10 protein-coding genes and 1 pseudogene are annotated in these 13,301 nt (G+C 67.5%); 2 read left to right on the top strand and 9 right to left on the bottom strand.

Going from position 1 to position 13,301, the window contains the following annotated elements:
* The first annotated feature begins 261 nt into the window (after window positions 1-261).
* A complete protein-coding gene (locus ACVWY1_RS25885) occupies window positions 262-438 on the top strand; it encodes a hypothetical protein (protein WP_277505140.1) in 177 nt (58 codons plus the stop codon).
* A gap of 157 nt (window positions 439-595) precedes the next feature.
* Here the strand turns inward: ACVWY1_RS25885 and ACVWY1_RS25880 are convergent, their stop codons facing one another.
* From ACVWY1_RS25880 to ACVWY1_RS25840, 9 genes are all read right to left on the bottom strand, one after another.
* Window positions 596-1,189 (bottom strand): glutathione S-transferase, encoded by a 594-nt coding sequence (locus ACVWY1_RS25880; RefSeq protein ID WP_277505139.1) that lies wholly within the window; start codon window positions 1,187-1,189, stop codon window positions 596-598.
* A complete protein-coding gene (locus ACVWY1_RS25875) occupies window positions 1,186-4,830 on the bottom strand; it encodes an AAA family ATPase (protein WP_457378948.1) in 3,645 nt (1,214 codons plus the stop codon). Before ACVWY1_RS25875 ends, ACVWY1_RS25880 begins: the two co-directional genes overlap by 4 nt.
* Window positions 4,827-6,065, bottom strand: a complete 1,239-nt coding sequence (locus ACVWY1_RS25870) for an exonuclease SbcCD subunit D C-terminal domain-containing protein (RefSeq protein WP_457378947.1) — start codon at window positions 6,063-6,065, stop codon at window positions 4,827-4,829. Before ACVWY1_RS25870 ends, ACVWY1_RS25875 begins: the two co-directional genes overlap by 4 nt.
* Window positions 6,066-6,161: 96 nt before the next feature.
* Window positions 6,162-7,787 carry a BatD family protein gene (locus ACVWY1_RS25865; protein WP_457378946.1) on the bottom strand — a complete coding sequence of 542 codons (1,626 nt, stop codon included), beginning with the start codon at window positions 7,785-7,787 and terminating at the stop codon, window positions 6,162-6,164.
* Window positions 7,784-9,502 (bottom strand): vWA domain-containing protein, encoded by a 1,719-nt coding sequence (locus tag ACVWY1_RS25860; protein WP_457378945.1) that lies wholly within the window; start codon window positions 9,500-9,502, stop codon window positions 7,784-7,786. The genes ACVWY1_RS25865 and ACVWY1_RS25860 overlap by 4 nt, the downstream gene beginning before the upstream one ends.
* Window positions 9,499-10,575 carry a vWA domain-containing protein gene (locus tag ACVWY1_RS25855; RefSeq protein WP_102685378.1) on the bottom strand — a complete coding sequence of 359 codons (1,077 nt, stop codon included), beginning with the start codon at window positions 10,573-10,575 and terminating at the stop codon, window positions 9,499-9,501. Before ACVWY1_RS25855 ends, ACVWY1_RS25860 begins: the two co-directional genes overlap by 4 nt.
* A complete protein-coding gene (locus tag ACVWY1_RS25850) occupies window positions 10,568-11,062 on the bottom strand; it encodes a DUF4381 domain-containing protein (protein WP_046854739.1) in 495 nt (164 codons plus the stop codon). The genes ACVWY1_RS25855 and ACVWY1_RS25850 overlap by 8 nt, the downstream gene beginning before the upstream one ends.
* Complete coding sequence (locus tag ACVWY1_RS25845; protein WP_102685379.1) at window positions 11,059-12,003, bottom strand: DUF58 domain-containing protein; 945 nt, start codon at window positions 12,001-12,003, stop codon at window positions 11,059-11,061. The genes ACVWY1_RS25850 and ACVWY1_RS25845 overlap by 4 nt, the downstream gene beginning before the upstream one ends.
* 4 nt (window positions 12,004-12,007) lie before the next feature.
* Window positions 12,008-12,967: an AAA family ATPase gene (locus tag ACVWY1_RS25840; RefSeq protein ID WP_011532987.1), complete on the bottom strand. Its 960-nt coding sequence runs from the start codon at window positions 12,965-12,967 to the stop codon at window positions 12,008-12,010.
* Between the two features lie 92 nt (window positions 12,968-13,059).
* On the opposite strand from ACVWY1_RS25840, the pseudogene ACVWY1_RS25835 reads away from it, so the two are divergent.
* Window positions 13,060-13,301 (top strand): annotated as a pseudogene (locus ACVWY1_RS25835) (hypothetical protein); the annotation flags it as partial.

The raw sequence follows: 13,301 nt of genomic DNA, 5'->3' as shown, positions 1-13,301 counted from the left end.
GGGCTTTCGCACCTTAGTGACCTCTATTATTGGCTGGGGCTCAAACCCTCGGGGGGGGGCGGGGGCTGCCCCCGCTTGGGGGCCGGCCCGGCGTGGGGGGGCCACCCCCGCTCCCACGTTGTTGCCCTCACGCCTTGATTATCAATGGCCATGATAATGGCTACTGCCGTAATGAATTTTTACAGGCGGACCTATCGGCGTAAGTTTTGAACCAAGGCCCCGACGGGCCAACGTCAACCACCGAAGTCGAGGTCTGCCAGCATGAACTTCAATCTCTTCCCACTCATCGCCGCCTCCGCCATCTCCGCCTCCGTCGTTCTGCCAGCCCATGCCCAGGCGGAGCAGCACGCGAAGGCGTCGAGCACCCACAGCTACACCCAGAAGTACCTGCAACAAAGCGCGCATTTCCATGCTGCCTTGAGCAAGCACTCCAATTGAGTGTGTAAAGGCATTGGTAATAGCACAAAGCCATGTGATTTAATTTGACGCTAAATTTTTGACTCGCCAAAGGGGCAGAGCATGATGTGGCGTATCACGGCGGTTGTGCTGTTGTTGATGTCCGCGCCGATTCTGGCGCTCTGAGCGACACGCTGTCTCACTTGGCCATCACGGCCTTGAACAGCGCCGATTCCAGCCAGCCCTGCAACCAGCTCCGCAGCCGCGGATAAGCCGCCTCGGCGAACCATTGCGGTTCGACCCCGGCAAACTGGCGCATCAAGGGCAGCAAGGCGGCGTCGGCCAGGCACGGGTGGTCGGCCAACAGCCAAGGCCGGTTTTCGAGCAGGCTTTCCAGCTCGGCCAGCCAGGGTTCGGCCTGGGTGCGGTAATGGGCCCGGGAATACTCTGGATAGCGCTCGGCATATTTGTACAGGTTCACCTGCGCCTTGAACGTGCTGTCGTTGCGGGCGATCAGCGCTTCGGCCTGGCGCGCCGCCGCCGGGTCGGCCAGCAGGCGCCAGTCATCGGGGTCGTGTCGGTCGAGCGCCCAGCGCATGATGTCGAGGCTTTCCTCCAGTACGCCATTCCCGCTATCGAGCACCGGCACCGTGCCCTTGGGCGACAGTGCCAGCAGTGCGGCGGGCTTTTCCTTCATCTTTACCTCGACCACCTGCACCTCGCACCCGGCGTAGCGCAGCGCCAGGCGTGCGCGCATGGCCCAGGGGCAGCGGCGGAACGAGTAGAGGATCACCCGCACACCTCGACATCGCTCAGGCCGTTGCCCTGGCGGCGCACCTTGATCTGCACCGGGATGCGCTCGTGCATCTCCTGCACGTGGGAGATTACCGCCACCTTGCGGCCCTGGGCCTGCAGGCCATCAAGGGCGTCCATGGCCAGTTGCAGCGACTCGGGGTCGAGGCTGCCGAAACCTTCGTCGATGAACAGCGATTCGATGCGCAGGGTGCTCGAGGCCATCGACGCCAGGCCCAGAGCCAGGGCCAGTGAGACCAGGAAGGTTTCGCCACCCGACAGCGAGTGCACCGAGCGCAGCTCGTCGCCCATCTCGGTGTCCAGCACCAGCAGGCCCAGGGCGCTGCCGCCACGCTTGAGGCGGTAGCGTTTGGCCAACTGGCGCAGCTGGCTGTTGGCGTGGTGCAGCAGCAGGTCGAGGTTGTAGCCCTGGGCGATCTTGCGGAACACATCGCCGGAGGCTGAGCCGATCAGCGCATTCAGCCGCGCCCAGCGCTGCCATTGCTGGTAAGCCTGCTCGATCTGCTCGGCCAGGGCCTGGCTGGCGTGCTGGCGGCGCTGGTCGTCGGCCTGGCGCGCGCGTAGCTCGGCGCAGCTTTGTTCTTGAACAGCCAACTGCTGCTGGAGCTCGCTTAGCGCTTGCTCCAGCTCTTCCACCGGCAACTCGCCGTGGGCCTGGCTGGCATGCTGCTGCAGGCGTTGTTCACGCTCCTGAAGCAGCACGCGGCCCTGCTCGATGGACTTCTCCGCGGTTTGCAGGTGCTGACGCAGTTCACCGAGCTGGGCATCGTCGATGGCCAGCAGGCGGTCAAGGCCGGCATCGTCCAGCTCAGGGTGCGCGCTGCGCCAGTGGGCGATCTCGCCCTGCAACTGCTGATGCTCCTGTTCCAGGGCCTGTTGGCGCTGCTGGTTGGCCTTGAGGTCGGCGGCCAGCTGCACGCTTTGGGTGTGCAGCGCTTGCAGTTTCTGGGCGCAGTCGGCCTCGGCGCTGCGCGCCTGTTCCAGCTGGGTGTCCATGTACTGTTGCCAGGCTTCGGCGCTGGGCTGTTCACCGAGCAGCTCGCCCAGGGTGGCGCGGGCCTGCTGGTGTTGCTCGTCCAGCGCGGCGAGTTTCTGTTGCAGTTGCTGCTGCCCTTGCAGGCGTGCCTGTTGCTGGTCGCGCAGCTTGTCGAGCTGGACTTGACGGGCCTGTTGCTCTTCCTGCTCGTCCTTGCGCAGGTCGAGCTGCTGACGGCGCTGGGCGATCTGCTGGTCGAGGCTGATGAAAGCGTTGGACGGGTCGTCGCGCAGGGCCTGGAGAATATCCTGGGGCAGCACGCTGTCCAAGCCGTCGAGGCTTTGTTCCAATTGCTGGGCGTCGGCGGCCAGGGCCTGGTGTTGCTGGTCGAGGTGACGCTGCGCCTGTTGCTGGGCTTCGCCTGCGGTCTGCAATTGCTGGGTGAGGCGCGCGGCATCCTTTTGCAAGGTGAGCAGGGCGCCCTGGCGTTTCTCGTCGCGCTCGATTTCCTCGCCGAGTCGACGTAACTGGCCATCGAGCCACTTGCCGCGGGCAGCGTCGTCCTGCGGGGCAAGTGCCGGCCACAGGGCGTGGGCCTGGACCTGTTCGATCACAGGTTGCAACTGCTCGCCGAGCTGCTGCTGCTGTTGCTGGTAATCCTTGAGCTGGGCATTGACCACGCCCAGTTCGGTGCGCAGTTCCACCAGCTTGCCATTGAGCTGCTCGACTTGCTTGTGCGCCGCCTCTTCCTCGGCCTGGTCGTGCCGACCAAGGCTGTGCAACAGCGCTTCGGGCTGGTGGAACGGGTGTTCGGCGCTACCGCAGACCGGGCAAGGCTCGCCGTCGCGCAGTTGTGCGCGCAGCTCCTCGACGCTGGTGTTGCGCGCCAGGCGCTGGCGTTCGAGCAATTGACGGGTGAGGGTCAGCGCTTGCTCTGCGCTTTCCAGCTCGGCCTTGGCCGCGGTGCCTTCGCCGATCAGTTGCTGGCGCCGCTGCATGGCTTGCTGCTGGCGTTCACGCAGGGCGGCGAGGGCCTGGCGCAGTTCCTGCTCGCGGCCATGCAGGCGGCTCAGCTCTTCGACGGCGCGCTGTTGCTTGCGGTTGTCCTGAAGCATGGCGCCGAGCAGATCGACCTGCTCGGCCAACGCATGGGGTTCGGCACCGGCTTCGCGGAACAGCAGTTCGAAATGCTCGCGTTGCGCTTGCAGTTGGGCGTTGGCCTGGCTGGCCTGGGCCTGCAGCCCGGGCAGCTCTTCGCGGCCCTTGGCCAGGCGGCCGCCGATCAGCATGACCTGCTTGAGTTGCGGCAGATAGGCCTGCCAGGCGTCGGCGAGGCCGCCCAGGTGCTGGCTTTCGGCCAGGGCGGCATCGATCTGCGACAACTGCTGCTGGCTGCGCTGCTGATGGTCTTCCAGCTGTTGCAGTTGCTGCTGTCCTGCGCTGGCCTCCTGCTCGGCCTGGTTACAGGCTTCGCGCTGCGCGGCGAGGTCTTTGTCCAGACGTGCGATGTCACCTTGAGCGGCGAAGGCCTGGCGCAGGCGCGGTGCATTGTCGCCTTGCAGGGCTTGCTGCCGGGCCAGGTGCTGGCGGGCTGCCTCGAGGGCCTGCTGCTGTGTGTCGATATTTTGCTGCAGATCGCTTTGCTGGCGTTGTTGCTGGTCGATATCCGCCTGCACCGGGGCCAGTTGCGCGGCCAGGTGCTGTTGGCGATGGAATTGGTGGCGCTGGGGCGCCAGGCGCTCCAGGCGTTGCAGGTCGACGCGCTGCTCGGCCAGTTGCTGCCACGCCTGCTCGGCGGCTTGCAGGGCAGTGCCGGCCTCATGGTGCTGGACTTGCAGGCGCTGCTGTTCTTCGAACCAGGTGCGCTGTTGCTCGAGCAGGCGCTGGCGCGCCTGCTCGGCCTTGAACTGTTGCTGGGCCTGTTCCAGTTCCTGGTCGAGGGTGGCGCGGGCTTCGGCGTCCATCGGCAGCAGGTGCTCGGCCTGTCTCTTCAGGTCGTTGTGAACCTCGCCGGTTTCCCGAGCCTTGCTGAACGCGCGCTGGCCGAGGCGGGTGTAGATCGCCGTATTGGTGAGCTTTTCCAGCAACTCGCTGCGCTCACGGTCGTCGGCCTTGAGGAACGCGCCGAACTCGCTCTGGGCGAGCATCACTGCACGTGTGAACTGCTCGAAGTTCAGGCCCAGGCGAGCCTCGACCAGTTGCTTGTATTCGTTCTTGCCACTACCCAGCAACTGCTCGCTGTCCAGGTCGTAGAGGCTCTGGCGGCTGTTCTGCAGCTTGCCGGTGGCTTTCTCGCGGGCGCGGTTGGCTTCCCAGCGGGCACGGTAGCGGCAGCCGTCGATGCCGATGAAATCCACTTCGGCAAAGCCGCTGCCGGTACCTCGGCGTAGCAGGTTGCGTGGATCGGAGGTGGGGATCTCGCTGTCGGCATCCGGCACCTTGGCTTCCCGGGCGATATCATTCAGCCGTGGCACGTTGCCGAACAGGGCCAGGCACAAGGCGTCGAGCAGCGTGCTCTTGCCGGCTCCGGTCGGCCCGGTGATGGCGAACAAGCCGGCGCTGGCCAGGGGCTCGGCGGTGAAGTCGATGTCGAGGGGGCCGGCAAGGGAGGCCAGGTTCTTCAGGCGGATGGCGAGAATCTTCATGGTCGTTCCTCTTCTTGCAGCACGTCCTGCAGCAGCTCGGCAAAGTCGGCCAGGGCCTGCTCGTCGGCGGGGTTGCCGTACTGTTGCTGCCAGGCACGGCCGAACAGGTCCTGCGGGGTCAGCTGCGCCAGTTCGACAAAGGCTTGTTCATCCTCCTCCTGGCGCCCGACGCCGGCATACTCGGCGCTGATGCGCACCAGGCGCACAGCCTTGCCCTGCAGGGCTGTCTCGATCTGCTGGCGCAGGTCGGGCTGCGGCTCGTCCAGGCTTACCCGCACCTCCAGCCAGGGTTGGCGGTTGGGGTCCTCGAGCAGGTCGATCACCGGCAACTGCCCCAGTTGTCCGAGCAACTCGCCCAGCGGTGCCGGGCCGACCCGCTGCAGGGCCACGGCACGCGGCACCGGGCGCGGCTCGACGCTGATCAGGTCGGTGCCCTCCAGCTCCACTTCCAGCACCTGGTGCGGGTAGTTGATCTCGGCGAACGACAGCGGGATCGGCGCGCCGCTGTAGCGGATGCGATCCTCGCGGTTGACCTTCTGCGGCTTGTGCAGATGACCCAGGGCGACATAGCTGATGGCCTTGTCGAACAGCCGCGCTGGCAGCGCCTCGGCATTGCCGATGATCAGGCTGCGTTCGGAGTCTTCCGAGATGCTGCCGCCGGCCATGTGCGCATGGCTGATGGCGACCAGCGCCTGGTCCTTCTTGCGTTTCTTCTGCGCCGCCGCGATCAACTGCTCGTGGACCTGAGTGATGCCCTGCAGGTAGTCGTCACCCAGCGCCGGCCCGGTGACTTCGGCGGGACGCAGGAAGGGCAGGGCCAGGCACCAGGCGCCGACCTTGCCGCGGGCGTTGGTCAGCGGGATCAGCAGGCGCTCGGCGTCCAGCTGGCCTTCGTCGAGCCAGTGCACGCGGCCCAGGGCGTGGGTGCGCAGGCGGCGCATCAGTGGCGCCGGCAGCTCGATGCGCGAGCCGGAGTCGTGGTTGCCAGCAATCATCACGATATCCAGCTTGGGCTGTTGCTCGTGGGCCTGGACGATGAAGTCGTAGAGGCGCTCCTGGGCTTTGACCGGCGGATTGACGGTGTCGAAGATGTCGCCTGCGATCAGCAGCACGTCGGGCTGGCGCAAGCGCAACTGGCCGAGCAGCCAGTCGAGGAAGCAGGCGTGTTCGAAGTCGCGTTCCTGGCCGTGCAGGCTCTGGCCCAGGTGCCAGTCGGAGGTGTGAAACAGACGCATGGAAGATCCGTAGGGTAAGCGGCAGGGGGCGTTTGGATTCGGGCGGTATGGTAACCCATCGCGGACTTGTGGGAGCGGGCTTGGCCCGCGATGAGGCTACTTGGGATACAGCGGTGGCAAGCTACTGGCCTCACCCGTTGGCGCCAGCACCTGCTCGGCCGGCGGTATGGCACCGATCGCCCGCCACAGCTCGTCGCCATGCCAATACTGGCCGCTCTCGCTGTACAACGCACCGTTCAACCCATCCAGCGCATCGGACAACGGCACGAAACGCGCCGCCATCTCGGCCAGGGTTTCCGGCTGCTGTCGCGCCCAGGCGTCCAGCGCCTGGCGGGTGGCCTGCGGGTCGTTGGCCTGGCAGGCGCGCTTGAGGTCGTCGAGCAGCGTGCGTGGGCTCGGGCCAGTCTGCGCCGCCCGCAGTACCGCCGGTTGCGAACGGGCGCGCCACCACAGGGTGAAACCGAGCAGGGTAGTCAGCGCCAGCACCAACGTCGCCAGTTGCCAGGGCCAGAGCAGGCCTGGGGCCATGTTACTGTCGCCGGCCGGGGTGTCGGCGCTGAGCGCCGGATTGTCCTGCACGTTCAGGGTGCGTGCCGGCAGGCTGCTGTGCTCCAGGTGGTCCTCGCGGGTGTTCCACCAGGTCACCTCCAGCGCCGCCAAGGCCAGTTCGCCGCTGTGGGTCGGCACCAGTGCCTCGCGTTCCTCGCGGTTGGCGACCATGCCGCGCTCGCCGATCTCGTTGCGCAGCAACGGCTGGTCGGGGTAGCGGCGCAGGCCGATTGCCTCGGTGGCCGGCAACGGCGGCAGTTGGGTGCTTGAAAGGCCTTCGGCGCGCACGCTGATGTTGCGGGTCAACGAGTCGCCGATCTGCGTCGGCTGGTTGTTCGGGTCGGGGTTCCAGTGTTCTTCAAGGGTCAGGCTGCGTGCCGGCAGCCAGGGGCGGTCGGCCGGGTAGCCGGCCGGGATGGGCTTGACCGTCAGGCGCAACGGCAGCGAACTGACCTGCACCTGGCGACCGACCCTTGGCGTGCCGGCGGGTTGCTCGCCATTGTCGGCTGCGGTGGCGGTGAAGCGCAGCGGCGGCACGTCAAGGTTGCCGCTTTGCTGGGGGTAGATGGCGTAGCGGGTCTCGATCACCCCATGGCGCACGCCGTTGATTTCTTTCTCGTAGGTGCGCGACTCGCCCAGCGGGTCGACCTTGGCGTTCTCCAGTTGCAGCGGGCTGAGGTTGCTGTCGTCGTACAGCGCCACCGAATGGTAGATGCGCAGGGTCAGCACGGCCTGGGCTTGGACATAGACCGCGCTGCTGTCCAGGGTGGCCTCGACGAACACTTGCGACGCTGCGTCCGGGCGCTGGCTGTCGGCCTGCTGCACCTGCAGCTCGATGGCCTGGCTGCGTGACTGGCCCAGTTGCAGCTCGGGGATGCGCAGGCTGCCGCTGCGCCGGGGCAGCAGGGTGATGATCCAGCGGGTGCTGGCGCGGGTCTCGCCGTCGAGGGTGTGCAGGCTGTTGAGCTGGCGCGTGCCACGGACCTCGAAGTCGGGCTCAAGGGTGCGCAGGTCGGGCTTGCCGAACTGGGTCACGTCCTGGCTCTCGAGGGTGAGCTCCAGGGTTTCGCCGGCCTCGAGGCGCGTGCGGTCGACACTGGCCTGCAGGGTCGGTTCGGCCTGGGCCGCGAGGCTCCACAACAGGCCTAGGAGAAAGACGCCGAAGCGACTCATCGTGGGGTTTCCTGATGCAATTGCTGTTCATACCAGAATTTGCGCCGCAGCAGTTCCGCCGGATTATCGGGGATCTCCCGCAACCATTGTTCCAGGGCCTGGCGCTGTTCGGCGTCGAGGCTGGTGGAGAGCGGCCGCTGGGGCGGCTGGGTGATGCTGTCGTCATCGCCGCCGGCAGTGCCGGACGGGGCCTGGGAGTTGCCCTGGCTGTCACCGTTCTGCTGGCCTTGTGTCGGGTTGTCGCTGTCCGGCGTGCCCTGGGCCTGGCTGCTGGTCGAGCTGCTGTTGCCTTCGGTCTCGTTGCCGGGCGTGTCCCGGGCATCGGCGTTGTTCGGCTGTTCCTCGGCCTTGGCCTGGCGCTGTTGCAACAGTTGCTGGACCAGGGCCTGGTTGTCCAGCGCCGCTTTCAGGTCGGGTTGACGCTCCAGTGCCTGTTCGTAAGCGTCCAGCGCCGCTTCCAGTTCGCCGGCGCGGGCCAGGGCGTTACCTCGATTGTAGTGGGCGGCTGCCGTGCCGGCCTGGGCGAACGCGGCGGCGGCGCCTTCGAAGTCGCCGGCCTGGTACAGGGCCATGCCGCGCCACTGGCTGTCGGCGAAGTGCCGAGCGGCCTCGGCGGGGCGTTGCCGTTCCAGCAGGCGCTGGCCTTGCTGGTCGGGGCGCAGCCACAGGTCGTTGAACTCGAAGGCCTGGCTTGGCTGCGGCAGGGCCAGCAGCAGGGGGAGGCAGAACAGCCAGCCACGCCGGCCGGCGCAGGCGGCGAGCAGCAGCAAGGGCAGCAATAGCCAGTAGCCCTGGTCGGCCCAGCTGTCCAGTTGCAGGGTCTGGCCATCGTTGTGCAGCAAGCGTGGGTTGTCGAACAGGCCCAGGCCGCGCAGGTCGAGGTCGTCGATGCGGGCATGGCGATAGCGCCCGCCGGTCGAGCCGATGAAGGACTTCAGCGAGGCGCTGTCCAGGCGCGGCAAAAGGATGCCGCCCTGGTCGTCCTTGAGGTACTCGCCATTGGCCTGGCGCACTGGCGCGCCCTCGGCGCTGCCGACGCCCAGCATCAGCAGGCTCGGGCCCTGGCGGCCAAGGGCCTGGCGTATGCCTTCGCGCTCAAGCTCGCTCAGCGACGCGCCGATCAGCAGCAGGCGGCCTTGGCCCAGGCCGCTCTGGGCCAGCAGGGCCAGGCCCTTGCGCACGGCCAGGTCGGCGCGCTGGCCGGGCTGCGGCATGATTGTCGGGTCGACGGCCTCGAGCAGGTTGCGCGTGGTGCCGAGGTCATCGGACAACGGCACCAGGGTGTGGGCGCTGCCGGCATAGACGATCAACGCGGTCTGGCTGTCGCGACGGTGATCGAGCAGGTCGAGGACCTTGCGTCTGGCCTGCTCCAGGCGGTTCGGCGCGCTGTCCTCGGCGAGCATCTGCGGCGTCAGTTCGAGCAGGATCACCAGCGGGTCGGCCGGGCGCTGGCGCGTTTCCTCGAGGCGTTGCCAGCTGGGGCCGAGCAGGGCCAGGACGATCAGCAGCCAGGCCAGGCCCAGGGCGATCCACGGCAGCTTGCTGGTGCTGCCGCTGCCGCCGCCGAGCAGTACCGCGTGAAACGGCTGCGGCAGGATCAACTGCCAGCGTCCGGCGCGTTTGCGCCGGTGCCAGAGCTTGAACAGCAGCCAGCCAAGCAGTGGCAGTACCAGCAGCCAGAGCGGGCGCAGCCATTGCGGCCAGAGTTCGATCATCGCCGCCTCCTCAGGCGCAGGCGTTTGAGGCGCTGTCGCCATTCCGGGTGGGGCTGCAGGAAGCGCGGTTTGCGCAGCAGGCGTTGCAGCAGGTTGTCCGGCCACTGCACGGCCACCACCAGCAGCACGCTGAGCAGCAGCGCCAGGGCCAGTGGCCAGGCGTACAGCTCATGGGCGGTGCGGGCCTGGGTCGGCTGCTGGGCCACTGGCTCGAGCTGGTCCAGGGTGTCGCCGATGGCACCCAGTTCGGCGCCGTCGTGGGCGCGGAAGTAGCTGCCGTGCGTGATTTCGGCGATCTCCCTGAGCGCGGCTTCGTCCAGGTCCAGGCTTGGGTTCAGCCCCAGCAGCCCCGGCGTGCCGCTGGCCTCGGGGTTGGCGCCGATGCCAATGGTGTAGATGCGCACGCCTTCCTGGGCCGCCAGGCGGGCGGCAGTCAGCGGGTGGATCTGCCCGCCGTTGTTGGCGCCGTCGGTGATCAGGATCAGCACCCGGCTCTGCGCCGGGCGCTGGCGCAGGCGTTTGACGGCCAGGCCAATGGCGTCGCCGATGGCGGTGTTCTTGCCGGCGATGCCGATCTGCGCTTCGTCGAGGAAGGTGCGCACGGTGCGTCGGTCGAAGGTCAGCGGGGCCTGCAGGTAGGCCTGGCTGCCGAACAGGATCAGGCCGACGCGGTCGCCCTGGCGGTCCTGCAGGAAGTCGCCCATCAGTGCCTTGACCAGGTCCAGGCGGCTGATCTCGTCGTCCTTCCACTGCATGTCGGGGTAGTCCATCGAGCCCGACACGTCCACCGCTACCAGCAGGTCGCGACCGCTGGCCGAGACCGGTACCGGGTCGCCCAGCCATTGCGGGCGCGCCGCGGCCAGCAACAGCAGCAACCAGATCAGGATGAACGGTGCCTGCTGGCGCCAGGTTGGCAGGTTCAGGCGGGCACGGCGCCCGGCCAGGCCCTCGAGCTCGTCAAGGAAGCCGACCTTGAGCACCGGTTCGCCGCTGTCGGCTGCCGGCAGCAGCAGGCGCGCCAGCCAGGGCAGCGGCAACAGCAGGAAGATCCACGGCCAGGCCAGTTCAAACATGCTTGCGGATCCAGGTTTCGACCGCCTGGGCGAGCCCGGCGATGGCCTTGTCGTCGAGCTTGCACTCGGGCTTGTAGGCGCCTTCGACCAGCACCATCCAGCGGGTCAGGCCGGCGGCCGGGCAGCGGTTGTCGAGAAACGCCAGCCATTGCCGGCCATTGAGGGTATGGCTGTTGGCCCCCGGGTAGTGATTACGGCACAGACGTTTGAGCAGGGCGTTGATCTGCTGCAGCCAGGCCCCGGCGGGCGCCCCGTCATAGGGACGCGGCAGGCGCGCCAGTTCGGCCAGGGCCTCGACGCGGATCGGGTCCAGCGGCAGTTCGGCGCGCACCACCTTGCGCTTGCCCGGGCGCCAGTGGCGCAGGCGCCAGGCGCCCCAGCCGAGCAGGGGCAGCATGGCCAGCAGCAGCCACCAGCCGGGCGCGGGCGGCCACAGGCCGATGGCGGGTGGCGCGATCAGCGGCTGCAGCTGGTCCAGCGGGTTCATTTCGCGCCTCCCAGGCGCTGTGCATTCAGGTACTCACGCAACTGCTCGATCATCTCGCTCTGGGTGCTCAGCGGCATCAGCACCACGCGCAGTTTCTGCGCCAGCAGCTCCCAGCGCTCGATGCGCGCCTCGGCCTGTTGGCGGTAGGCCTGGCGCAGGTTGGCGTCGAGGGTGTCGAGCTCCAGCTGCGCGCCGCGCTGGGCGAAGCGCAGCAGGCCGGCGGCGGGCAGAGCGTGGTCGAGCGGGTCACTGACCGGCATCAAAAGCACGTCGCAGTGGCGCGAGAGCATGGCCAGGTGCTGCTCGACGCTGGCGCTGAGGGCGCGTTCGTCGCAGATGACGATGGCCAGGCTGCCCGGGCGCAGTACCTCTCGCGCCCGGCGCAGGGCAAGGCCCAGGCTGTCGGCCTGGGGCTGGGCCTCGGTGTGCAGGGCCTGGTTGATCTTGGCCAGGCGGTTGAGCAGTTGCAGCAGGCTCTGCTTGCTGCGCCTGGGCTTGACCTCATGGTGCTCGTTGTCGCCGAACACCAGCCCGCCGATACGGTCGTTGTGGCCCAGCGCGGCCCAGCCGAACAGGGCAGCGGCCTGGGCGGCCAGCACCGACTTGAACATCAATCCGGAGCCGAAGAACAGCCGCTGGCTCTGCTCGACCATGATGAAGATCGGCCGTTCGCGCTCTTCATGGAACAGCTTGGTGTGCGGCTCCTGGGTGCGCGCGGTGACGCGCCAGTCGATGTTGCGCACATCGTCGCCGGCCTGGTAGACCCGCACCTGGTCGAAGTCCACCCCGCGGCCACGCAGTTTCGAGTGGTGCAGGCCCACCAGCGGGCTGCGTTGGCCGGGCCGGGAGAACAGCTGGATCTCGCGCACGCGGTGGCGCATGTCGATCAGGTCGGCCAGGCCGATGCGGATGCCGGGTTCGGCCAGCTGCGTGGTGGGCATGGGGTCAGGCGACGGCGACGACGTCGAGGATGCGCTGGACCACGCGGTCCTGGTCGACCCCCGCCGCCTCGGCCTCGAACGACAGGATGATGCGGTGGCGCAGCACGTCGAACAGCACCGCCTGGATATCCTCGGGGCTGACGAAGTCGCGCCCGGCCAGCCAGGCGTGGGCGCGGGCGCAGCGGTCGAGGGCGATCGAGCCACGGGGGCTGGCGCCGTAGGCGATCCAGTCGGCCAGTTCGCTGTCGAACTTGGCCGGTGTGCGGGTGGCCATGACCAGTTGCACCAGGTATTCCTCTACCGCGTCGGCCATGTACAGGCCGAGGATTTCCTTGCGCGCGGCGAAGATCGCCTGCTGGCTGACCCGCCGCTCGGGCTTCACCTCGCCGCCCAGGGCCTCGCCCCGCGCTTGCAGGAGGATGCGCCGCTCGACGGCGGCATCGGGGAAGCCGATCTTCACGTGCATCAGGAAACGGTCGAGCTGGGCTTCGGGCAGCGGGTAGGTGCCTTCCTGCTCGATCGGGTTCTGCGTGGCCATCACCAGGAACAGCGGCGACAGCTCGTAGGTACTGCGCCCGACGCTGACCTGGCGCTCGGCCATGGCCTCGAGCAGGGCCGACTGCACCTTGGCGGGTGCGCGGTTGATTTCGTCGGCCAGCACCAGGTTGTGGAAGATCGGGCCTTGCTGGAACACGAAGCTGCCGGTTTCCGGGCGGTAGATCTCGGTGCCGGTGATGTCGGCCGGGAGCAGGTCGGGGGTGAACTGAATGCGATGGAACTGGGCCTCGATACCCTCGGCGAGCTCCTTGATGGCCTTGGTCTTGGCAAGGCCCGGGGCCCCCTCGACCAGCATGTGGCCGTCGGCCAGGAGCACGATCAGCAAGCGCTCGACCAGTTTTTCCTGGCCGAGGATCTGGGAAGAGAGAAAGGTGCGCAGCGCGATCAGCGCCTCACGGTGTTCCATCGTTGACGGTTCCTGGGGATGGGCCCTGGCGCGCTGGGAGCGGATGCCGGGCGAGGGGTGATACTTTAATCCATCCGGGGGGGCGGGGACCAATGGGGGTTTGCAAAAAACGTGTAAAGGATGGGTTGGGGGAGCAAGGCTGTCCCGATCCCGATCCCGATCCCGATCCCGATCCCGATCCCGATCTTGCCGTTGCCGTTGCCGTTGCCGTTGCCGTTGCTCTTGCTTCTAAGCGCGCAATAGTTCAGGCGACACAAATTGCGACTTCAGGAGGCCGAACGGAGGGCTTGCGCAGGGAGGTGACGGGCATGGATGCCCGTCAAGCGCCGATCAG

It is taken from the genome of Pseudomonas sp. TE6288 (genome assembly GCF_054062095.1).
The sequence above is the reverse complement of the archived record's forward strand: the minus strand, read 5'-3'. Positions and strand labels throughout refer to the sequence as shown.